This is a genomic window from Kitasatospora sp. NPDC040550 (genome assembly GCF_055594965.1).
The window spans coordinates 61,315-81,246 of sequence record NZ_JBVIWC010000010.1 but is presented as its reverse complement, the minus strand read 5'-3'; the positions used below and the strand labels follow the sequence as shown (position 1 = coordinate 81,246).

The window sequence follows — 19,932 nt, the reverse complement described above, 5'->3', positions numbered from 1 at the left end:
GGAGGTGCGCACCAGCGTGCAAGCCTGCTGCACGCCCTCCCATCGGCCTGCACGCCCTCCGTCCGCCCTCGGCCTGGGCTGACGCTTCGGCCGGCCGGCCCGGGCCCCGCCCCTCACAGGGTGAGGGCCCGCGCCGACGCCCGCACCGGGGAGGGCAGTTCGGTCCGCCCCCGCAGGTAGCGGTCCACCGCCGCGGCCGCCGCCCGGCCCTCCGCGATCGCCCAGACGATCAGCGACTGGCCCCGCCCGGCGTCCCCCGCGACGAACACCCCGTCGGCGGCGGTGCCGAACCCGTCGTCCCGCTCCAGCGTCCCCTCCGGCCCGATGCCCAGGCCGAGTTGGGCGTACAGCGGCTGGTCCGGCTCCGGCCCGGCGAAGCCCAGCGCGAGCAGCGCCAGCTGCGCCGGGAGCACCTGCTCGGTGCCCGCCCGGGGGCCGCGGTCGCCCGGCTCGGCCTCGGCGTAGCGGACGGCCGCCAGCCGCCCGTCCGACCCCGGCTCGAACCCGACCGTGACCGCCGCGAACACCCGGCCACCGGCCGCGGACGACCGGCCCGCCTCCTCCCCCGACAACGACGACACCGCCGCCCGCCCCGCCAACTCCTCGTGCGAGGTGGTCTCCCGGTACACCTTGGGGTGGACCGGCCACGGCTGCCCCGGCTCGCGCCGCTCCGGCGGACACGGGTTGATGTCCAGCTGGGTCACCGAGGCCGCGCCCTCGCGCAGCGCCGTCCCTAGGCAGTCGGACGCGGTGTCCCCGCCCCCGACGACGACCACCCGCCGCCCCCGCGCGGACAGCGGCGAGACCGCCCGGTCCCCCTCGTCCACCCGGTTCGCCCAGGTCAGGTACTCCAGGGCCGGGTGCACTCCGGCCAGCTCGCACCCGGGCACGGCCGGCACCCGCCAGGCACCGGCCCCCACCGCGACCACCACCGCGTCGTACCCGGCCCGCAGTTGCTCCCCGGTGACGTCCCGCCCGGCCCACACCCCGGTGCGGAACTCGGTACCCTCGGCCCGCAGCTGCGCCAGCCGCCGGTCCAGCCGGTGCTTCTCCAGCCGGAACGGCGGGATCCCGTAGCGCAGCAGCCCGCCCGCCCGGTCGGCCCGTTCGTAGACGGTGGTGGCGTGCCCGGCCCGGGTCAGCTGCTGGGCGGCGGCCAGCCCGGCCGGCCCGGAGCCGATCACCGCCACCCGCCCGCCCGCTGCCGGCCGCTCGGGCGGCTGCGCCGCGTCCCAGCCCTCGGCCCAGGCCCGGTCGGCGATCGCCAGCTCCACGTTCTTGATCGTCACCGCGTCCCCGTCGATCGCCAGCACGCAGGCGCTCTCGCACGGGGCCGGGCAGAGCCGCCCGGTGAACTCGGGGAAGTTGTTCGTCGCCAGCAGCCGGGCGGCCGCGGCCCGCCAGTCCGCGTCCGCGACCAGCCGGTTCCACTCCGGCACCAGGTTCCCCAGCGGGCAGGCGGCGTGGCAGAACGGCAGCCCGCAGTCCATGCAGCGCTCCGCCTGTCCGCCCACCAGCGGCAGCAGTGCCCCCGGCCGGTACACCTCCCGCCGGTCCCCCAGTCGCTCCTGGGCGTCCCGACGCGCCCGCTCCGCGCGCGGGGTGGTGAGGAAGGCCATCCGCTCTGCCATCGAGGCCTCCGGCGGGGCGTACCGAAACGGACCGGCGGCCCGCCCGGCGGCACGCCACCGTGTGGCCACCGTACGCCCACGAAGCGGCGGGCGACACCCGTGCCGGCCGGGAATCCGTGCCCCGCTCTCCACTGCCGTGAGCACGCCAGGGAGAATCTCCCGCATGAGCCACACCGTGCTGATCGCCGAGGACGACCGCGCCATCCGCGACTCGCTCACCCGCGCCCTCACGCTGGAGGGCTACCGGGTGCGGATAGCCGCGGACGGCACCCAGACCCTGGCCGTCCTCGCCGAGCAGCGGCCGGACGTCCTGGTGCTCGACGTGATGATGCCCGCGCCGGACGGCCTGGAGGTCTGCCGCCGGCTGCGCGCGGCCGGCGACCGCACCCCGGTGCTGATGCTCACCGCCCGGGTCGAGGTCCCGGACCGGATCGCCGGGCTGGACGCCGGGGCCGACGACTACCTGGTCAAGCCCTTCGACGTGGAGGAGCTGTTCGCCCGGCTGCGCGCCCTGCTGCGCCGCAACCCGCCCGCCGACACCCCCCAGGACGTCCTGACCGTCGCCGACCTGCGGGTCGAGCCCCCGGCCCGCCGGGCCTGGCGCGGCGGCGCCGAACTGGAGCTCTCCCGCACCGAGTTCGACCTGCTGGAGCTGCTCGCCCGGAACGCCGGCGCCGTCCTCGACCAGACCACCCTGTACGAGCGGATCTGGGGCTACGACTTCGGCCCGGGCTCGAAGAACCTCGCGGTCTTCATCGGCTACCTGCGCCGCAAGCTCGACCGCCCCGGCCTCACCCCGCTGATCCACACCGTCCGCGGCGTCGGCTACACGCTGCGCGAGCCGTGACCGGCCCGGCGGCCCGCCGCCCCCAGCTGCCGCGCCCCGGCCTGCGCACCACCCTCTCGCTCGCCTTCGCGGTGATGGCGGCCCTGGTCGCGGTGGTGATCGGCACGCTCGGCTACCACGCGGCGGCCGCGCTGATCCGCGACGACGAGTCGGACGACTTCAACTCGGCCGTCCACGCGGTCAGCGGCCAGGTGGACCGCCAGAAGCTGTTCCCGGGGGACTTCAACAGCCCGAGCGGGCTGAGCGAGCAGCTGCTGCACCCGATCAGGGTCACCGCCCAGGCCCTCGACTCGCACGGGGCCATCCTCCCGGGCACCGCGCACCTCGCCCTGCCGACCACCGGGACCGACCGCGAACTCGCCGGCGCCGACGCGCCCGCCCGCACGGTGATCGACGTGCGCCGGGTCGGCGGCCGGACCTGCCGGGTGGGCGTGGTCTCGCTCGGCGGCGGCCGGGGCGCCGTCCAGGTCGTGCTGCAACTCGACGACATCGAGGAGCTGTTGGAGGTGCTGCGGCACCAGATGGCGGCCGTGGTGGCCGCCGTCGTGCTGGTCGCGGGCGGATCCGGCTGGCTGGTCGCCGGGCGGATCACCGGCCGGCTGGTCCGGCTCACCGACGCGGCCGAACGGGTCGCCGCCAGCGGCCGCCTGGACGTCCCGGTGCCCGCCTCCGGCCGGGACGAGGTGGGTCGGCTCGGCCGCGCCTTCGACCGGATGCTGGTGCGCCTGGCCACCGCCAAGGAGAACCAGCGCCGACTGGTCCAGGACGCCGGGCACGAGCTGCGCACCCCGTTGACCAGCCTGCGCACCAACCTGTCGGTGCTGCCCAGCATCGACCGGCTGCCGCCCGCCGAACGCACCGCGCTGCTCGCCGACCTGGCCGAGGAGGCCCGGGAGCTGACCCAGCTGGTGGAGGAGCTGGTGGCGCTGGCGGCGGACAGGAAGGCCGACGAGGACCCGGTCGAGGTGGTGCTGGCGGAGGTGGTCCGCTCGGCCGCCGCCCAGGCCCGTCGGCGCAGCGACCGGGAGATCACCGTGGTCGCGGACGACACCGTCGTCATCGCCCACCCGGACGCGCTGGCCCGCGCGGTGGGCAACCTGCTGGACAACGCGGCCAAGTTCGACCCGGCCGGGACGTCCCCGATCGAGCTGGTGGCGCACGGCCTCCGGGTCGAGGTCCGGGACCGCGGTCCGGGCATCGACGAGACCGACCTCGACCGGGTCTTCGACCGCTTCTACCGGGCGACCGCGGCCCGCAGCCTGCCCGGCTCGGGCCTGGGCCTGGCCATCGTCGCCGAGGTGGCCCGCTCGCACGGCGGCACCGCCTACGCCGCCAACCGGGCCGGCGGCGGCGCGGTGATCGGCTTCACCCTCGGCGGCTGAACCCGCCCGAGCAGGCCTGAGCGCGTCAGAGCACGCCGAACGGGCCCGGCGCGCACCAGGCGCACCGGGCCCGTCAGGGTGCCCGACCGGTACGGACCGGCTCAGGCCGCGGCGAGCAGTCCCCGCCCGAGCCAGTCGGCATCGTCCTTCACGCCCGGCAGGACGAAGAAGTACCCGCCGCCGGTCGGCGAGATGTAGTCGACCAGCGGCTCGTCGATCAGCCGGGTCTGGGTGGCCTCGAACTGCCGCACCACGTCCTGCTGGTAGCAGCAGAACACCAGGCCCATGTCCAGGTTGCCCGCCTTGTCCATGCCCCGGTCGTAGTTGAAACCGCGGCGCAGGATGCGCGAGTTGTCGGTGTCGGCGGTGCGCGGGTTGGCCAGCCGGATGTGCGCGTTGAGCGGGATCGCCTTGCCGTCCGGGTCCTTGCCGTAGTCCGGCGCGTCGTTCTCCTGGTGCCCGTCCAGCGGCGCGCCGGTGTCGCGGCGGCGGCCGAACATCTTCTCCTGCTCGCTGAGCTTGACCCGGTCCCAGAACTCGATCAGCATCCGGATGATCCGGATCACCTGGTAGCTGCCGCCGGTCGCCCAGGCGGGCTCGCCGGCGCCGTCGGTGACCCAGATCAGCCGGTCGGTCTCACGGGCCGAGGTGACGTCCGGGTTGGCGATGCCGTCCTTGAAGCCGAGCAGGTTGCGCGGGGCGCCGTCCGGGCGGGAGGCGCTCTTGAAGCCGTCGATCCGCCAGAGGATCTGCATCGCCCCGCGGGTGTGTCGGGTTATGTCGCGCAGCGCGTGCAGCACGGTGTCCTGCTGGTCGGCGCAGATCTGCAGCGAGAGGTCGCCGTGGAGTTCGCCGGGCTGGAGGTTGTCGTTGGGGAAGGTCTTCATCGGCGTCAGCTTGACGGGCTTGGCCTTGGCGAGCCCGTAGCGGTCGTCGAACAGCGAGGCGCCGACGCCGACCGTGACGGTGAGGTTGTCGGTGGGCACGGTGGGGCCGAGGATGCCGCTGTCCGAGGGCGGGGCGCCGACGCCGAGGTCGGGCGGGGTGCCGCCGGCGGTGAGCAGGCGGATCCGCTCGGTCAGGGTCCTGAACAGGTCCTCCAGGCCCTTGCGGTCCTGGGCGATGACCTGGCAGGAGACGAAGGCGGCGAAGCCGGGGGCCGGGGTGACGACGCCGGCCTGGTGGGCGCCGTGGAACGGGACGGCCCCGTTCGCCGGCTGGTGGCTGTCCCCGGCGGCGGCCGGTTCGGCCCCGAGGGTGAACGCCCCGCCGGCCAGCACGGCGGCCCCGGCGCCCGCGCCGAGCGCGGCCCGGACGAAGCTGCGCCGGGCCGGGCCGGCCGGGCAGCCGCCCTGGTCGGCATCGGCGACCGACTCGGCGACCGGTGCGGCGGCAGCGGCGTGCGGGAACGGGCAGGAGCCGGTGGCTGCGGTGTGGTCGGTCATCAGGCGGCCTTCCGGATCTCGAGCAGGGCGGGGACGGGCGAGAGGTCTTCGAGCAGCTGGCCGGTGGCGCCGTTCAGCTGGCGGCGGGTGCCGTCGGGCAGCTTGTCGAGCGGGGTCCAGCCGTCGGCGGTGTGCGCCGCGGCGACGAGGTCCCCGACCCGCTTCATCCCGGCGTTGACCCGGACCAGCACCTGCGGGTCGCGCTCGTCGAGCAGCGGCTGGAGCAGCGTCAGCAGCTCCTGGGTGCCGGCCAGGTTGGCCTGGGTGGTGGCGAGGTTGGTGCCGCTGCCCATGTCGGTGTCGCCGGTCAGCTCGAACTGGAGGGTGTTCTCCAGGATCTCGTGGGCGCGCAGCGGGAGGTCGCCGGGGTCGAAGTCCTGGGTGGGGAAGTCGTGCACCAGCTTGGCGACGTTCTGGGCGAGTTCGTCGGCGACCGGCGTCAGGTCGGCGGCGGACTGGCCGTGCCAGAGGCCGTACTCCAGCCGCAGGAAGCCGGTGAAGCCCGGGTCCTGGGCCTTGTCGGCGTAGCCGTCGGCGCGGCCGTCGATCTTCTTGTCGAGGTCGGCGAAGGTGCCGTAGGCGGCGCCGAGCGAGGCGTACTGGAGGTGGGCGGTGAGCCAGTCGGCCTTGGCGGCGTTGAGGTCGCCGCCGTGCACGTCGGTCTGGATCTTCTGGGTCTGCGTCATCAGGGTCGCGAGGCCCTTGGTGACGTAGTCCTTGTAGCTGTCCAGCGGGGCCTTGAGGTCGTCCTCGGAGACCGGCTTGACGGCCTTGACCTCGGCGCCGCCGGAGACGTGCACGGTGGCGGAGGTGGCGGTGGTGCCGCCGGTGGGCACGCAGCGCCAGGCGTAGTCGCCGGAGCCGATGGTGGCGGTCAGCGCCCGGGTGGTGCCGGGGGCCAGGCCCTCGATCTCGCCGTAGACCGCGCCGGTGCCCGGGTTGACCAGGTAGACCTCGGAGACCTTGTCGCCGGTGTTGTGCATCTGGAACACCTGCTGGCCCGGCTGGGGGTCGCCGAAGCCCTTGCCGCACTCCTTCTCGGAGACCGCGACGGTGGCGGAACTGCCCTGCTTGCCGTCGCTGACGGCGATCACGGCGCCGGCCACCACGACCGGTACGGCGACCAGCGCGGTCGGCAGCACCCAGCGCGGCCGCCCGGCGCGCACCGGCTCGGCCGGCTCCGCGGCCGCGGCCTTCGCCTCGGGCTCCGCCGCCGCGGCAGCCGGGGCCGGAGCCGCCTTGCCGCCGCGCACGCCCTCGACGAACAGGGTCATCACGATGCTCAGGTAGGCGATGTAGCCGACGACCTGGAGGACCGTCATGGTGACGGTCAGGTTGAGGGTGCCCTGGACCAGGGTGGCGTACCAGGACGAGGCGTCCAGGTGCCCGCTCAGGTCGAAGGCGTACGTGCTGCCGCCGCCGACCAGCCCGGACTCCTGGAGGTCGCGCAGGCCGTAGCCGAGCACGCCCGCGGCGACCACGATCAGGCCGGCGCCGGTGATGGTGAAGAACTTGGTGAGGTTCATCTTGAGGGCCCGGCGGTACAGGCCCCAGCACAGCGCGACGGAGAGCAGCAGGCCGACGGCGGCGCCGATGATCGGCCCGGTGGACTCCCCGGCGGTGCGGGCGTTAGTCCACAGGAAGAGCGAGGTCTCCAGGCCCTCCCGGGCGACGGCGAGGAAGCTGGTGAGCACCAGCGCGCCCGCGCCCATGGCCAGCGAGGCCTGGACCTTGTCCTTGATGTCGGCGGACAGGGTGCGCGCGGAGCGGCGCATCCAGAACACCATCGCGGTGACGAAGCCGACCGCGATCAGGCTCAGCACCCCGCCGAACGCCTCCTGGGCGTGGCCGGAGAGGTTGGCGGCGGTGAAGGTGAGCACCGCGCCGAAGCTGAGGCTGAGTGCGACGGCCGCCGCGACGCCCGTCCAGACCTGGGGGAGCCGGCCCTTCTGACCGGCCCGTACCAGTGTGGCGACCAGGATCGAGACGATCAGGCCCGCTTCGAGTCCCTCGCGCAGCCCGATCAGAAAGCTGGGAAACGCCTCATCCCACATGCAGCGGGCTCCTCCCCCGGGCCGCCCCGGGTCGTACCTGTTCTGGAGCGCACCGCCGCGGCAGCGGCGGAACGGCACGGCGAACGCCCCGGACACCGTGGTCCAGGGCGTTGCGCTTAGCTTAGGCAAACCTTAGAGGGGCGGCGGTCAACTGCACCCCGCGTTCAGGTAAGGGTTCGGTATGAGAACACCCATGCTCCAGCCAACTCCGCAGGTCGGAGCCGTCGGGGCCGCCCAGGGCCGGGCCCGGTCACCCCCACCACTGCTCGGGCGCCGCCCCGGGCCCGGGCTCCGGAGGGACCGTCACCGGTTCGGCGCAGCGCACCAACAGCTCCCCCTCCTCCGTCCCGGTGACGAGGAAGCCCCGCTCCCGCAGGACGAGCGCGGCCGCCCCGCTCAGCGCCGCCCGCGCCGGCCCGGAGGGCGGGCCGTCCGCCTCCGTCCCCGGGGACCAGCCGACCGCCACCCCCTCGGGGTGACGGTCGATCGACAGCGGCGAGGTGCCCGGCGCGGTGTCGAACCCGGCGCGGGACAGGGCCTCGGTGACGGACTCGAGGAGTTCACGGTGATCCACCATTGGCGCAGCGTAGGCCCGGCCCCGCGCGGCGCCCGGACGCGGCACGCGCCGAAACGGTTCAGCTGCACCCGGGCGCAGCATCACCCCCGCCCGCCCCGACCGGCGGCCAGCCGATCGGGCGTCAGGAGCCCCCGTCCGGCCCGACACGAGCGGCCGGACGGCCCGATGGACGTGCACAGTCGGCCCCCTGCCGACAGCATGACAGAGTAAGCGCTCCATCACCCTGAGCAACGGGTCCAGTGAACCGCCCAGGTCCGCGCGCCGGTCCACCCGGCGGACCCGTATCGAGAGGTCCCATGATCACAACACTTCGCCGGCCGGCGTCCTCGCCGACGGGCCTCCACGCCGGCACGCCGAGAACGCCGGGGAGCCCGTCGTGAGAACCGACCAGCAGTCGCAGCCGGGACCGGTGACCAGCACCCGCGCCAAACCGGCCAACCAGGCCGAAGCCCTCGCCGACTGGACCGACGGCCGGCTCGGCATCTACTCCCTCGCCAAGGCCAACCTGCGCAAGATCTTCCCGGACCACTGGTCCTTCATGCTGGGCGAGATCGCGCTCTACACCTTCGTCATCATCATCCTGACCGGCGTCTGGCTGACCCTCTTCTTCAAGCCGAGCATGGGCGAGGTCGTCTACGACGGCTCCTACGTCCCGCTCAAGGGCATCCGGATGTCCGAGGCCTACGCCTCGACCATCAACATCAGCTTCGAGGTCCGCGGCGGCCTGCTGATGCGCCAGATCCACCACTGGGCCGCGATCGTCTTCGTCGCCTCGATGCTGACCCACATGCTGCGGGTGTTCTTCACCGGCGCCTTCCGCAAGCCCCGCGAGATCAACTGGATCTTCGGGGCGCTGCTGCTGTTCCTCGGCATGTTCGACGGCTTCATGGGCTACTCGCTGCCGGACGACCTGCTCTCCGGTACGGGCATCCGCTTCATGGAGGGCGCGGTGCTGTCCGTGCCGATCGTCGGCACGTACCTGCAGTTCTTCATCTTCGGCAGTGAGTTCCCCGGCACCGACATCGTGCCGCGGCTGTTCACCGTCCACATCCTGCTCATCCCGGGCATCATGGTGGGCCTGCTCGCGGCGCACCTGATCCTGGTCTTCTACCACAAGCACACCCAGTTCGCCGGGCCCGGCCGGACCAACGACAACGTGGTCGGCATGCCGCTGATGCCGGTCTACATGGGCAAGGCCGGCGGCTTCTTCTTCCTGGTCTTCGGGGTCGTCTCGGTCATGTCGGCGATCGCCACCGTCAACCCGATCTGGGCGTACGGACCGTACCGGCCCGACCAGGTGTCCACGGACGCCCAGCCGGACTGGTACATGGGCTTCTCCGAGGGCCTGGTCCGGGTGATGCCCGGCTGGGAGATCAGCGTCTGGGGCGGCCACACCCTGAACCTCGGGGTGTTCATCCCGCTGATCATCTTCCCGAGCGTGCTCCTGGCCATCTGGTGCTGGCCGTTCCTGGAGGCCTGGGTCACCGGGGACCGCGGCGAGCACCACATCGCCGACCGCCCGCGCAACGCCCCGGTCCGCACCGCGTTCGGCGCGGCCTGGATGAGCCTCTACCTGATCCTGCTGGCCGGCGGCGGCAACGACCTGCTGGCGACCCACTTCCACCTGTCGATCAACGCGATCACCTACGCCGTGCGGATCGGCTTCTTCGCCCTCCCGGTGGTCGTGTTCGTGATCACCAAGCGCTGGTGCCTGGGCCTGCAGCGGCGCGACAAGGAGAAGGTGCTGCACGGCCGGGAGACCGGTGTGATCAACCGGCTGCAGCACGGCGAGTTCATCGAGGTGCACGCGCCGCTGCCGCAGGGCCGGCTCTACACCCTGACCTCGCACGAGCAGCCCGAGCCGGTCGAGCTGCAGCCCGAGGTGGACGAGAACGGCGTGGCCCGCCGGGCCGGCCTGTGGACCCGCACCCGGGCCAAGCTGTCGCGCGGCTTCTACGGCGAGGGCAGCCAGATCGCCAAGCCCACCGTCGAGGAGCACGAGGAGATCACCAGCGGCCACGGCCACCACTGACCGCGCTCCCGGCACGACCAGGGCCCGCTGCACCGGAAACGGCGCGGCGGGCCCTGAGGCGTGTCCGGTGGCTCAGGCCGGCGGTTCAGCCCCGCAGGGCCGCCGGGACGACGGCGAACAGCGCCGCCGCCAGGGTGACGGAGAGGCAGATTGCCGCCCAGCGGGTGCAGATCCGGCGGCACTCGGCGCGGTAGCGGGCGGCCAGCCGGCGGCAGCGGTCGACGGCGCGGTCGACGACCTCCTCGGCGTAGCGCAGCCGGTCGGCGGCGTAGGCCCGCTCCAGGTCCTCGCGCTCGGCCTCCGGCAGCCAGGGGAACTGCGCGGCGAAGGCCCGGGCGTCGCGTCCGGCCGCCGCGACCTCGGCCTCCCAGGCCAGGAAGCCCTCGATGCGGGCGATCTCCACCCGGGGGTTCATCCGGCCGCCGCCGGCCGCGCCGCCCTGGCGCGGGGTCCGCGCCCGCGGTGGGCGCCGTCTGCCACTCATGACCGCTCCTCACGTCCTGCCGGGTCGTCCCGCCGGGTCGTCCTGCCGGCTCGTCCTGCCGGAAATTCCTGCGCGGACGGGCTCCCGTACGGAGTCGCTCCGCGACCACGCAACTACTACCAGCGACGAACCGCAGGTGGCGGGCGGCTCGCCACGACCCCGGGGGGGGCCGGATAAACTTGCGTGGCACGCACTATTGCGCAGCACGCACTTTTGACGGGAGAGTGGTGCCATGACGGACGGAGAACCCGGACTGCGGGAACGGAAGAAGGCCGCGACGCGGGAGGCGCTCAGCTGGGCGGCACTGAGCCTGGCGGTGGAACGGGGGCTGGAGAACGTCCGGGTCGAGGACATCGCGGCCGCGGCCGGGGTCTCCCCGCGCACCTACAACAACTACTTCTCCAGCAAGGCCGAGGCGATCGTCTTCCGGCACCGCAACCGGATCATGCGCGCCGCCGAGGCCCTGGCCACCCGCCCGGCGGAGGAGCCGCTGTGGGAGGCGCTGTCCCAGGCCCTGGTCGAACCCTTCGACGGCGCCGAGGAGGAGCCCGCCCCCGGCTGGATCGCCGCCGTACGACGACTGCTGCGCGAACCCTCGCTCCAGGCCGAGCTGTTCCGCGGCGGCGCGCAGACCAGGGCCGGGCTCACCGCCGCGGTCGCCGCCCGCACCGGCACCGATCCGGACCGGGACCTCTACCCGAAGCTGGTGGCCGCGGCCGCGCTCTCCGCACTGCAGGTCGCCAACGAGCACTACCTGGTCGCCGATCCGGTGGTGCCCTTCAAGCCGCTGTTCGCCGAGGCGCTGCGCCGGCTCGCGGCCGGGCTGCCCGATCCGTCCACCCGGTGAACCCACCACACCCCTGGGGGAATTGACATGACCAACGAGGTCGTCATCGTCGGCGCCGGCCCGGTCGGGCTGTTCCTGGCCTGCGAACTGACCCTGGCCGGCGTCCGGCCGGTGGTCCTCGACCGGCTGCCCGAGCGCTCCGGCGAGCAGAAGGCCAACGGCCTGGTCGGGCAGGTGCTCCGGCTGCTCGACCACCGCGGCCTCCACCGGCCGCTCAGCGGTACCGCGGGCGCGCCGCGGCCGATACCCCGGTTCGTCTTCGGCGCCTTCCCGCTGGAGCTGCACCGGCTCGACGGAAATCCGCTGCACGCCCTGCCGATCCCGCAGCACCGGATCGAGGCGGTCCTGGAGGAACACGCCCTCGCGCTGGGCGTCACCGTCCTGCGCCGGTGCGAGGTCACCGGCTTCACCCAGGACCGGGACGGGGTCACCGTGGACCTCCACGACCCGGACGGCGCACGGCAGTTGCGCACCCGCTACCTGGTCGGCGCGGACGGCGGCCGCAGCACCGTCCGCAAGCGCGCCGGGATCGGCTTCCCCGGCGTCACCTCACCCGACCCGGTCTCCCGGATCGCCCACGTGCTGCCGCCCGAGGGCCTGCGCACCACCGACGACGGCAGGCTCCTGCTGCCCGGCTGCCCGACCCCGTTCGGGCCGTGGACCCACACCCGCACCGAGCACGGCGTGTTCGTCATCTCCCCGTTCGGCCCGGACGCCGCCATGATCGCCACCATGGAGTGGGGCGGCCCGCCGGTCGACGAGGCCGGCCCGCTCACCCTGGACGAGCTGCGTGCCAGCATCCGCCGGGTCACCGGCGCCGACCTGCCGCTCTCCCCGGCCCGGACGGCGGGACCGTTCACCCCGCGCCGCACCGTCGGCCACAACACCCGGCTCGCCGAGCGGTACCGCGAGGGCCGCGTGCTGCTGGTCGGCGACGCCGCGCACGTGCACGCCGCGACCGGCGGCCCCGGCCTCAACCTCGGCCTCCAGGACGCCGCCAACCTGGGCTGGAAGCTCGCCGCCGAGCTCCGGGGCTGGGCCCCGCCCGGCCTGCTGGACAGCTACCAGCAGGAGCGCCGGCCGGTCGGCGAGCGGGTCTTCATGCACTCCCAGGCCCAGATGGCCCTGATGGCCCCCGGCCCCGGCATCACCGCGCTGCGCGCCCTGGTCGGCGAGCTGATCGCCCACCAGGACAACCTGGCCCGGATAGCCGCCCTGATGGCGGGCAGCGATGTCCGCTACGACACCGACTGCCCGCACCCGCTCGCCGGGGGCTTCGCCCCGGAGCTCGCCCTCTCCACCCCGGCCGGGAGCACCCGCCTGGCCGAACTCACCCACGGTGGAAGGCCGTTGCTGCTCGACCTGACCGGCGGCGCGCTCGGCCTCGCGGACCGGGCGGCCGGCTGGCAGGACCGGGTCGACGTCCTCGCCGCCGACTGCCCCCGGACGCCACCGCCCGCCGGAGCACTGCTGCTGCGCCCGGACGGCTACGTCGCCTGGGCCTGCGCCCCCGGCGAGGCCGACCCGGAGGGACTGGACCGGGCGCTGCGCGACTGGTTCGGCGCGCCGCGGATCTGAGTACCCGCACCCGGGCGGACTGAGTACTCCACCCCTGCCGGGGCGTCGGGAACCGCCGCAAGACTGGGCGCATGAGCGAATCCGTGCCCACCACAGCCGCCCCGACCGGGACCGTACCGGACCGCTGGTGGCGGGCCCCGTTGATCTCGACGGCGCTGACCGTGACGCTGCTGCCGCCCGCGGTCATGCTCCGGGGCCTCGGCGAGATGGCCACCGACCCCTGCACCTCCACGGACCCGTGCCGCGCCGTGCCGTACCTGGCGGTCGCCTCGGCCGCCGTGATCACGGCGATGATCGCGGTCGTCCTCCAGTGGCCCGCGGCCCGGCTGTTCCGACGGGCCCGGGTGGCCCTCTCCCTGGTCGCGCCGGCCGCGCTCGCGGTGGAGCTCTTCGCCATCATGAGCATCGGCCCCGGCGCGTGACCCCGGCAATCGCACCCGACCGGCACCGGGTCAACTAGGGTCGTCGCGGCCGCCCTTCGACGGGCGGAGGGAACCGGACGAACGGGGAACCATGCGCATCGGAATCATCGGCACGGGCGTGGTCGGGCAGACCCTCGCGGACAAGCTGGTCTCGCTCGGCCACCAGGTGGCCCTGGGCTCCCGGAGCAAGGACAACGAGAACGGACTGGCCTGGGCCCAGCAGGCCGGCCCCGCCGGCAGCTGCGGGACCTTCGCCGAGGCGGCGGCCTTCGGTGAGGTGGTGCTGAACGCCACCGGCGGAACGGTCTCGCTGGCGGCGCTGCGCGCGGCCGGGGCGGAGCACCTCGCCGGGAAGCTGCTGATCGACGTGTCCAACCCGCTGGTGTTCGGCCCCGAGGGCGTCACCCTCGCCCCGGCCAACACCGACAGCGTCGGCGAGCAGATCCAGCGCGAGTTCCCCGGGGCCCGGGTGGTGAAGGCGCTCAACACGCTGAACTGCGAGCTGATGGTCGCACCGGGTAAGCTGGCCGGCGAGCACAACCTGTTCATCGCCGGGAACGACGCCGCCGCCAAGGCCGAGACGGTCGCCCTGCTGGGCGAGTTCGGCTGGCCGGCCGAGTGGATCGTCGACCTCGGGGACATCACCGGCGCCCGGGCGACCGAGATGATGATGCCGTTCTGGCTCCGGATGATGGGCCACTTCGGCGACGCCGCGTTCAACTACTCCTTCCGGCGGCCCGCGTAACACCCTGGGCCCGCCCCTCCCGGCGGTGGGGCGGGCCCGGTGGGCGCCGACCGGGCGTGGGGGACAATGGTCGGCATGTCCCGACGTCGTTCCGCGCCCCGCCCCGCCGCTCCCCGGCTGCTGCCGTCCTCCCCGTGCCCGTGCGGCCTGCCCGCCGCCTACGGCGACTGCTGCGGCCGGCTGCACCGCGGCCAGGCGAAGGCCTCCACCGCCGAGTCGCTGATGCGCTCCCGGTTCAGTGCCTTCGCCGCCCAGGACGAGGCCTACCTGCTGCGCACCTGGCACCCGGACACCCGGCCCGACGAGGTCGACTTCGACCCGGCGCTGCGCTGGACCGGGCTGGAGGTGGTCTCCACCAGCGAGGGCGGCGCCTTCCACGCCGAGGGCACGGTCGCCTTCCGCGCGCACTGGACCGAGGGCGGCGAGCAGGGCGTGCTCAGCGAGCACAGCCGCTTCGTCCGGCACGAGGGCGCCTGGGTGTACCTCGACGCCCTCTCGCTCGGCTGAGGCCCGGCCGGCCGGGGCCCGCCCTACAGGTAGTCGTCCAGGCGGCCCAGCGAGTAGCCGGCCGCGGTGACCTCGCCGAGCACCTTGCGCAGCAGGTCCGGCATGGTGGCCTTCCAGTCGGAGGTGCCGCGGAAGTGGGTGAGGATGATGTCGCCCGGGTGGAGCTTCCGGTCGTCGTAGCGCCACTCCATGTGGTCCGGGAAGGCCTCCTCGTTCCACAGCGGGACGGCCTGCACCCCGCAGGAAGCGGCGGCGCGCAGGGTGTCGTCGTTGTACTCGCCGTACGGGGGGCGGAACAGCCGGGGGCGCACGCCGATCTGCTGTTCGAGCTGGTCCTGCTGGTCGCAGATCTCCCGGCGCTGGGTCTCGTAGTCGAGGACCTTGAGGTTGCGGTGGTTGATCGTGTGGTTGTTGATCTCCACGCCCTGCTTGTGCAGGTCCCGGAAGTAGCCGTAGTTGTCGCGGACGAGGTAGTCGGAGAGGAAGGCGCTGAGCGGGATGCCCAGTTCCGCCGCCATCCGGGAGAACTCCGGGTCCTTCTCGAAGCCGTCGTCGATGGTGAGGAAGACCACCTTGTCCTCGGTCGGCACCCGGAACACCACCGGCGGGCGGCCGTCCTTGAGCTTGACGCCCTGCACCGGGGTGAGGACGGTCCGGGCGGCCGGGCGGGCCGGGGCCTTGAGCGGCGGACGGTCCAGGCCCCAGCGCTGGGCGGTCTCCAGGGCGGCGCGGGCCACGTCGGCCTGGCGGGCGGCCGCCTCGCTGCTGGTCTCCTCCTGTTCCCGGGCCAGGCCGGGGAGCAGCGGCGGCGCGGGCTGGGCCGCCCCGGTGGCGGCCGGGGCCGCAGCGGATCCGGCGGGCGCCGCGAAGGCTTCGGCGGCGGGTGCCCCGGCGGCCGGGGCGGGCCTCGAGTGGGCGGCCGGACCGGCACAGCCGGTGACCACGGCGGTGAGGCAGATGGCGGCCAGCAGTCCGGTGCGTGCGCCGCGCCGCTTCTGACCTCTCCTCAGATCCCCACTAATGCGACAAACTGATGGTCCGTTCATAGCTGCTACTGCTCCCCCGCCAGGCGCCCCCGCCAACCCTCCGTCACCCGCCCGGGGCAACGGCACGCCGCCCGCCTTGCCGATCCTTTGCCGAATCCTCCGCAACCGGCACGAAAACCCTTTGCGACCACGGCACCCGGAAACGGATCATGCGCGCATGACCGACCGCTGGACCATCACCACCGCCGACGTGACCACCCCCGAGGCCACGGACCTGCTGCGCGAGTACTACTACGACGTGGCCAACCGCTACTACCGCCTCCACCTGGGCCGCGAGGGCACCCCGGAGGAACTGGAGTCCGGCCTCGCCGGCACCCCCAGCGACGACCTGGCCGCCCCCACCGGCCTCTTCCTGCTCGGCCGCTACGACGGCGCGGCCCAGTCCTGCGCCGGCCTGCGCCGCCACGACGCCACCACCGTCGAACTCACCCGGGTCTTCGTCCGCCCCGGCCTGCGCGGCACCGGCGGCGGCGCCCAGCTGCTCGCCGCCGTCGACCGGGCCGCCCGCACCATGGGCGCCGAGCGGATCGTCCTGGACACCCGCCTCGACCTGATCGAGGCCCGCACCCTCTACCTGCGCAACGGCTACCGGGAGACCCCGGCGTACGGCGACACCGGCCCGTACTCCGAGGTCTGGTACCGCAAGGACCTCACCGAGCCGACTACCCACGGGAGTTGAGCAGCGGCCGGGCGGCGGCTACCGCGCCCCGGCCGCCCGGCGGCGCTCCAGGGCCGCGGCCAGCTCGGCGGCCGAGGGCGGGTTGGCGCCGGGACGGGAGACGGTCAGCGCGGCGGCGGTGACGGCCTCGGCGAGACCGTCGGCCAGCTCGGCGCCGGCCGCGCGGGCGTGCAGCAGGGCCGCCATGAAGGAGTCGCCGGCGCCGACGGTGTCCGCCACCGCGACCGGGACGGCCGCCACCCGCTCCCGGCGACCCGCCGCGGTGAGCGCCAGGGCGCCCTGCGCGCCCAGGGTCACCGCGACCACGGCCGGCCCCAGCGCGAGCCAGCGCTCGGCCACCGCCTCGACGGGCTCGCCCGGGTAGAGCCAGGCGAGGTCCTCGTCGCTCGCCTTCACCAGGTCGCTCAGCCCCACGCAGCGCTCGACCCGGCGCACCGCCGCCGCCCGGTCGCCCATCAGCGCAGGGCGCACGTTCGGGTCGTAACTGACCGGCACCCGATCGCGCCACCGTTCCACCAGGGCGAGCACCGCGGCGGCGCCCGGCTCGGTGACCGCGCCGATCGAGCCGAGGTGGATCGCGGCGGGGGCCGTGGGCAGTTCGGTCGGCGGCAGCGTCCAGCCGATGTCGAAGGTGTACTCGGCCCGCCCCTGCCCGTCCAGCCGGACCACCGCCGAGGGCGTCCGGGCCACCTCGGCCGCCCGGACCACCACCCCGGCCGACTCCAGGTGGCGGCGGATCAGCCGCCCGTCCTCGTCCGGCCCCAGCTCGGTGAGCAGCACCACCGGCTGGCCCAGCCGGGCCAGGCCGTACGCGACGTTCGCCGGGCTGCCCCCGGGGTGCACCCGGTCGGGGGCACCGTCCGTACGGACGATGTCGGCGACGCACTCACCGATCACCAGAAGGTGTGAAGCGGGGCTGGTCACGGCGGCTCCTGGCATCCGGTACGCGGGCGTCGTCCGGGGGCAGCCTACGCGGTGCGTCCGGGAAGGCGTCCGGGCACAGGAGTACGGCCGCCGGACCTGGCCAGGTTCTCCGACGGCCGTGGCCCCGTCCGTCAGGGGACGAAGCACTACGAACGCTAGCCCCGGCCCGGGGGCGCCGCCAGCACCGTGGTCCGTCCGGGGGACGCCCGCGTGTCAGCACGGCTCCGGCCGGTTCCGGCGGGATCCGGCCGGTCGTCACCGGGCAGGAGCCGACGGCCCACTGGCCTCCGTGGCCGGTGCGGCGCGCACCACCACCCGGGACGACCTCCGCACCGCCTCCGGGGTCTCCGGGCAGGACCTCACCGGCATCCTGGACGACCGGCTGTACGGGCGGCGCACCCCGCCGGTGCCCGGCCACCCGGAGGACTGGACAGTGGCGCCCGTGACCACCGCACCGGGCCCCGCCGACGCACGCCCCGTCGGCCGCCGGAGGCCGGAGCACTCGGGAACGGTCCGACCCGCTTCGCGGCGTCCGACCGGCTTGCGGAGCTTTCGGAGCTTTCGGACGCTCCGTCGCCGTTCGCCCGCCCGGGCGCGCCACCGTGCACGCCCGGGCGCCCCCGTGCGCCCCTGGCCGTCCGGGGGCGGACGGGCCATGGTGGTCCCCACGGCCCGCCTGCCGCCCGGCCTAGCCCCGGCCGGCACGCGGGCCGTCCAAGCCCTCGCTCCCCGCACCACCGGGGCCGCGCCGGGGCGACCCACGGCTCCGCCGACCGGATGCGGGAGGCTCCAGCAGGTTGCGGTCAGGCCGGCGGCTCGGCGGTCCGGCCCCCGTCGAAGCGGTAACCGGTCTGGCCGAAGCCGCCCTTGGCGAAGGCGAGGACCTTGGCGGGCCGCACCGCGAAGACCAGGGACAGGCCCCCGTCCTGGTGGGCGAAGCCGTCCGCCGTCACCCGGAACCGCCACTCGCCGTTCCACTTGGCCGTCCAGGCGGCGGCGAGGCGTTCGAGCGCGGGGCGCTCGGTGACCCGCACGGCCGGACCCTCCACCACCACGTCCAGCCCCCGGTCCCAGTGGTTGCAGCCGGTGGAGAGCGCCACGTATCGGTTCCCGCCCAGGTTCACGGCCTTCTGCTCCTCGGCGCCGGTGGTGAAGTGCAGCTGCCCGTCGAGCCACACGGCCACCAGGGGCGTGACGTGGGGGCGTCCGTCGGACCGCACAGTGGTGATCCAGAACAGCTGTGCCTCCTCCAGCACCGCGCGGACGGTCTCCCACGGCGTCGCGCCCGCTCCGGGGTCGCTGAACCGTTCGTCGAACCGGACTTCCGGGTCGTTCACGCTCATTCGTCACTCCTGTCAGGAGGAGGTGGCCGGACACCACCGCACCACGATCGGCGGCTACAGGGCAAGGTAGCCGCCGGTACCGGCCGTTGACGGCGACACGCCCCCACCGTGCGCCCTTGCGGCCGGAGGGCCGTCGCGGCGACCCTTGGGGCGAACGGCGGCCGGCTCACCCTCGCGTTCGAAAGGGCGTCCCCATGCCTCAGGACACCGCGTTCACCCTCCCCTTCGACGCCGCGACCAGCCCGGACGCCGACGCCGCCCGGCGACGCAGCCTGCTCTGGAGCCGCCGGCAGGGGCTCGTCGGGGACCCGGCCGACGAGGCGCGCTTCCTGCGCTGGGACATCGCCGGACTGATGGCCGTCTGGAACCCCAGGACGAGCGGGGCCCGGCTGGACCTGACCGTGGACGCCGTCGTGGTCGCCACCTTCCTCGACGACCACATGGACGGCCCACCGGCCGACCGGCCGGACCAGGTGGGCGCCGACTGCGCGGCCCTCGCCCGCGTCATCGCCGCCGACGGCCGGCCTCCGGCCGGTGCCGGCCCACTACTGCGGGCGTTCGGCGACGTGTGGCGGCGCCTCGCCGACGGCGCCTCCCCCGCCTGGCTGGAGCGCACCGGCCAGCACTGGCAGTGGTACCTCGGCGCGTACACCCAGGAGGCCCGCAACCGCGCCCGCCGACGCGTCCCGACCCTCGCCGAGTACGCCGAACTGCGTCGCCGCTCCGGCTTCGTCCACGCCATGCTGGACCTCAGCCAGAAGGCCTACGGCTTCGAACTCCCCGACCGGCTGTACACCCAGCCGGTGGTGCGCCGGATGCTCGACATCACCGCGGACGTCGTCGACACGCTCGACGACGTCCACTCCGTCGAGAAGGAGGAATCGCGCGGCGACCTCCACAACCTCGTCCTGGTCATCGAGAACGACCCGGACCGGGCGCACGCCCGCGCCGGAGGGCGGAGCCGGGACAGGGACAGGGACAGGGACAGGGACAGGGAACGCGCGGACAGCGTCCGGGAGATCCAGGGCATGGTCACCGCCTGGTGCGAGGAGTTCCTCGTCCTGGAGCGGCGGCTGTCGAGCGGCGTCGGGGCACGGGACGCCGCAGCCGCAGCCCTGATCACCGACTGCATGCGCACGGCCATGAGCGGATACCTGGAGTGGAGCAGGACCACCCGCCGCTACTCCCACCTCGTGCCCGCCGGCGAGGCCGCCCTCGCCGCCGACCTCGCCGCCGACCTCGTGCAGGCGAACTGACCTTCCCCATAGGGCCGTTCGGCCGTGGGGGGGGGGGGCGGGGGACGCAAGGGGGGGGGGGCGGAGAGGGAGAACAGAAACGTGGGGTGGAATCACGCCCCAGACCGCGCGGGATGGGGGGGGTGCCGAGAGT

18 protein-coding genes are annotated in these 19,932 nt (G+C 74.4%); 10 read left to right on the top strand and 8 right to left on the bottom strand.

Features of this window, described 5'->3' with window-relative positions; translation table 11 throughout:
• Window positions 1-113 precede the first annotated feature (113 nt).
• Window positions 114-1,631 (bottom strand): glutamate synthase subunit beta, encoded by a 1,518-nt coding sequence (locus ACZ58X_RS17075; RefSeq protein ID WP_470334429.1) that lies wholly within the window; start codon window positions 1,629-1,631, stop codon window positions 114-116.
• Window positions 1,632-1,794: 163 nt separating this feature from the next.
• On the opposite strand from ACZ58X_RS17075, the gene ACZ58X_RS17070 reads away from it, so the two are divergent.
• Window positions 1,795-2,478, top strand: coding sequence for a response regulator transcription factor (locus ACZ58X_RS17070; protein ID WP_470334428.1), 684 nt, complete (start codon window positions 1,795-1,797; stop codon window positions 2,476-2,478).
• Entirely contained in the window at window positions 2,475-3,860 is a 1,386-nt protein-coding gene (locus tag ACZ58X_RS17065; protein ID WP_470334427.1) for a HAMP domain-containing sensor histidine kinase, read from the top strand. The genes ACZ58X_RS17070 and ACZ58X_RS17065 overlap by 4 nt, the downstream gene beginning before the upstream one ends.
• Before the next feature lie 101 nt (window positions 3,861-3,961).
• On the opposite strand, the gene efeB is transcribed toward ACZ58X_RS17065, so the two are convergent.
• The 3 genes from efeB to ACZ58X_RS17050 form a co-directional block, all read right to left on the bottom strand.
• The gene (efeB, locus tag ACZ58X_RS17060; protein WP_470334426.1) at window positions 3,962-5,305 is read right to left on the bottom strand and encodes an iron uptake transporter deferrochelatase/peroxidase subunit; all 1,344 of its coding nucleotides are present in this window, start codon (window positions 5,303-5,305) and stop codon (window positions 3,962-3,964) included.
• Window positions 5,305-7,359: an iron uptake transporter permease EfeU gene (efeU, locus tag ACZ58X_RS17055; protein ID WP_470334425.1), complete on the bottom strand. Its 2,055-nt coding sequence runs from the start codon at window positions 7,357-7,359 to the stop codon at window positions 5,305-5,307. The genes efeB and efeU overlap by 1 nt, the downstream gene beginning before the upstream one ends.
• A 250-nt stretch (window positions 7,360-7,609) precedes the next feature.
• A complete protein-coding gene (locus ACZ58X_RS17050; RefSeq protein ID WP_470334424.1) occupies window positions 7,610-7,936 on the bottom strand; it encodes a hypothetical protein in 327 nt (108 codons plus the stop codon).
• A 409-nt stretch (window positions 7,937-8,345) separates the two neighbouring features.
• Here ACZ58X_RS17050 and qcrB point away from each other — a divergent pair, with 409 nt between their 5' ends.
• Complete coding sequence (gene qcrB, locus ACZ58X_RS17045) at window positions 8,346-9,968, top strand: cytochrome bc1 complex cytochrome b subunit (protein WP_470334555.1); 1,623 nt, start codon at window positions 8,346-8,348, stop codon at window positions 9,966-9,968.
• An 85-nt stretch (window positions 9,969-10,053) separates the two neighbouring features.
• Here qcrB and ACZ58X_RS17040 read toward each other — a convergent pair whose 3' ends face one another.
• A complete protein-coding gene (locus ACZ58X_RS17040) occupies window positions 10,054-10,452 on the bottom strand; it encodes a hypothetical protein (protein ID WP_470334423.1) in 399 nt (132 codons plus the stop codon).
• A 232-nt stretch (window positions 10,453-10,684) separates the two neighbouring features.
• Here ACZ58X_RS17040 and ACZ58X_RS17035 point away from each other — a divergent pair, with 232 nt between their 5' ends.
• From ACZ58X_RS17035 to ACZ58X_RS17015, 5 genes are all read left to right on the top strand, one after another.
• Complete coding sequence (locus ACZ58X_RS17035) at window positions 10,685-11,299, top strand: TetR/AcrR family transcriptional regulator (protein WP_470334422.1); 615 nt, start codon at window positions 10,685-10,687, stop codon at window positions 11,297-11,299.
• Between the two features lie 27 nt (window positions 11,300-11,326).
• Window positions 11,327-12,877 carry an FAD-dependent monooxygenase gene (locus ACZ58X_RS17030; RefSeq protein WP_470334421.1) on the top strand — a complete coding sequence of 517 codons (1,551 nt, stop codon included), beginning with the start codon at window positions 11,327-11,329 and terminating at the stop codon, window positions 12,875-12,877.
• A gap of 71 nt (window positions 12,878-12,948) precedes the next feature.
• On the top strand, window positions 12,949-13,299 hold the full coding sequence (locus tag ACZ58X_RS17025; RefSeq protein WP_470334420.1) for a hypothetical protein: 351 nt from the start codon (window positions 12,949-12,951) through the stop codon (window positions 13,297-13,299).
• A gap of 91 nt (window positions 13,300-13,390) precedes the next feature.
• On the top strand, window positions 13,391-14,044 hold the full coding sequence (locus tag ACZ58X_RS17020; RefSeq protein ID WP_470334419.1) for an NADPH-dependent F420 reductase: 654 nt from the start codon (window positions 13,391-13,393) through the stop codon (window positions 14,042-14,044).
• 75 nt (window positions 14,045-14,119) lie between these two features.
• Window positions 14,120-14,551 carry a YchJ family protein gene (locus ACZ58X_RS17015; RefSeq protein ID WP_470334418.1) on the top strand — a complete coding sequence of 144 codons (432 nt, stop codon included), beginning with the start codon at window positions 14,120-14,122 and terminating at the stop codon, window positions 14,549-14,551.
• A gap of 23 nt (window positions 14,552-14,574) precedes the next feature.
• On the opposite strand, the gene ACZ58X_RS17010 is transcribed toward ACZ58X_RS17015, so the two are convergent.
• Window positions 14,575-15,597 carry a polysaccharide deacetylase family protein gene (locus tag ACZ58X_RS17010; protein ID WP_470334417.1) on the bottom strand — a complete coding sequence of 341 codons (1,023 nt, stop codon included), beginning with the start codon at window positions 15,595-15,597 and terminating at the stop codon, window positions 14,575-14,577.
• Between the two features lie 157 nt (window positions 15,598-15,754).
• Here ACZ58X_RS17010 and ACZ58X_RS17005 point away from each other — a divergent pair, with 157 nt between their 5' ends.
• Window positions 15,755-16,276, top strand: a complete 522-nt coding sequence (locus tag ACZ58X_RS17005) for a GNAT family N-acetyltransferase (protein WP_470334416.1) — start codon at window positions 15,755-15,757, stop codon at window positions 16,274-16,276.
• An 18-nt stretch (window positions 16,277-16,294) separates the two neighbouring features.
• Here the strand turns inward: ACZ58X_RS17005 and ACZ58X_RS17000 are convergent, their stop codons facing one another.
• Both ACZ58X_RS17000 and ACZ58X_RS16995 read right to left on the bottom strand, forming a co-directional pair.
• Window positions 16,295-17,200 carry a carbohydrate kinase family protein gene (locus ACZ58X_RS17000; protein ID WP_470334415.1) on the bottom strand — a complete coding sequence of 302 codons (906 nt, stop codon included), beginning with the start codon at window positions 17,198-17,200 and terminating at the stop codon, window positions 16,295-16,297.
• Window positions 17,201-18,003: 803 nt separating this feature from the next.
• A complete protein-coding gene (locus tag ACZ58X_RS16995) occupies window positions 18,004-18,543 on the bottom strand; it encodes a pyridoxamine 5'-phosphate oxidase family protein (protein ID WP_470334414.1) in 540 nt (179 codons plus the stop codon).
• Window positions 18,544-18,737: 194 nt separating this feature from the next.
• On the opposite strand from ACZ58X_RS16995, the gene ACZ58X_RS16990 reads away from it, so the two are divergent.
• Window positions 18,738-19,799 carry a terpene synthase family protein gene (locus ACZ58X_RS16990; protein WP_470334413.1) on the top strand — a complete coding sequence of 354 codons (1,062 nt, stop codon included), beginning with the start codon at window positions 18,738-18,740 and terminating at the stop codon, window positions 19,797-19,799.
• Window positions 19,800-19,932 lie beyond the last annotated feature (133 nt).

Coding starts and splice junctions, on each gene's coding strand:
- ACZ58X_RS17015 (WP_470334418.1), top strand. CDS start 14,120: ATGTCCCGACGTCGTTCCGCGCCCCGCCCCGCCGCTCCCCGGCTGCTG.
- ACZ58X_RS17010 (WP_470334417.1), bottom strand. CDS start 15,597: ATGAACGGACCATCAGTTTGTCGCATTAGTGGGGATCTGAGGAGAGGT.
- ACZ58X_RS17035 (WP_470334422.1), top strand. CDS start 10,685: ATGACGGACGGAGAACCCGGACTGCGGGAACGGAAGAAGGCCGCGACG.
- ACZ58X_RS17040 (WP_470334423.1), bottom strand. CDS start 10,452: ATGAGTGGCAGACGGCGCCCACCGCGGGCGCGGACCCCGCGCCAGGGC.
- efeU (WP_470334425.1), bottom strand. CDS start 7,359: ATGTGGGATGAGGCGTTTCCCAGCTTTCTGATCGGGCTGCGCGAGGGA.
- ACZ58X_RS17020 (WP_470334419.1), top strand. CDS start 13,391: ATGCGCATCGGAATCATCGGCACGGGCGTGGTCGGGCAGACCCTCGCG.
- ACZ58X_RS17030 (WP_470334421.1), top strand. CDS start 11,327: ATGACCAACGAGGTCGTCATCGTCGGCGCCGGCCCGGTCGGGCTGTTC.
- ACZ58X_RS17005 (WP_470334416.1), top strand. CDS start 15,755: ATGACCGACCGCTGGACCATCACCACCGCCGACGTGACCACCCCCGAG.
- ACZ58X_RS17075 (WP_470334429.1), bottom strand. CDS start 1,631: ATGGCAGAGCGGATGGCCTTCCTCACCACCCCGCGCGCGGAGCGGGCG.
- ACZ58X_RS17025 (WP_470334420.1), top strand. CDS start 12,949: ATGAGCGAATCCGTGCCCACCACAGCCGCCCCGACCGGGACCGTACCG.
- ACZ58X_RS16995 (WP_470334414.1), bottom strand. CDS start 18,543: ATGAGCGTGAACGACCCGGAAGTCCGGTTCGACGAACGGTTCAGCGAC.
- ACZ58X_RS16990 (WP_470334413.1), top strand. CDS start 18,738: ATGCCTCAGGACACCGCGTTCACCCTCCCCTTCGACGCCGCGACCAGC.
- ACZ58X_RS17050 (WP_470334424.1), bottom strand. CDS start 7,936: ATGGTGGATCACCGTGAACTCCTCGAGTCCGTCACCGAGGCCCTGTCC.
- efeB (WP_470334426.1), bottom strand. CDS start 5,305: ATGACCGACCACACCGCAGCCACCGGCTCCTGCCCGTTCCCGCACGCC.
- ACZ58X_RS17070 (WP_470334428.1), top strand. CDS start 1,795: ATGAGCCACACCGTGCTGATCGCCGAGGACGACCGCGCCATCCGCGAC.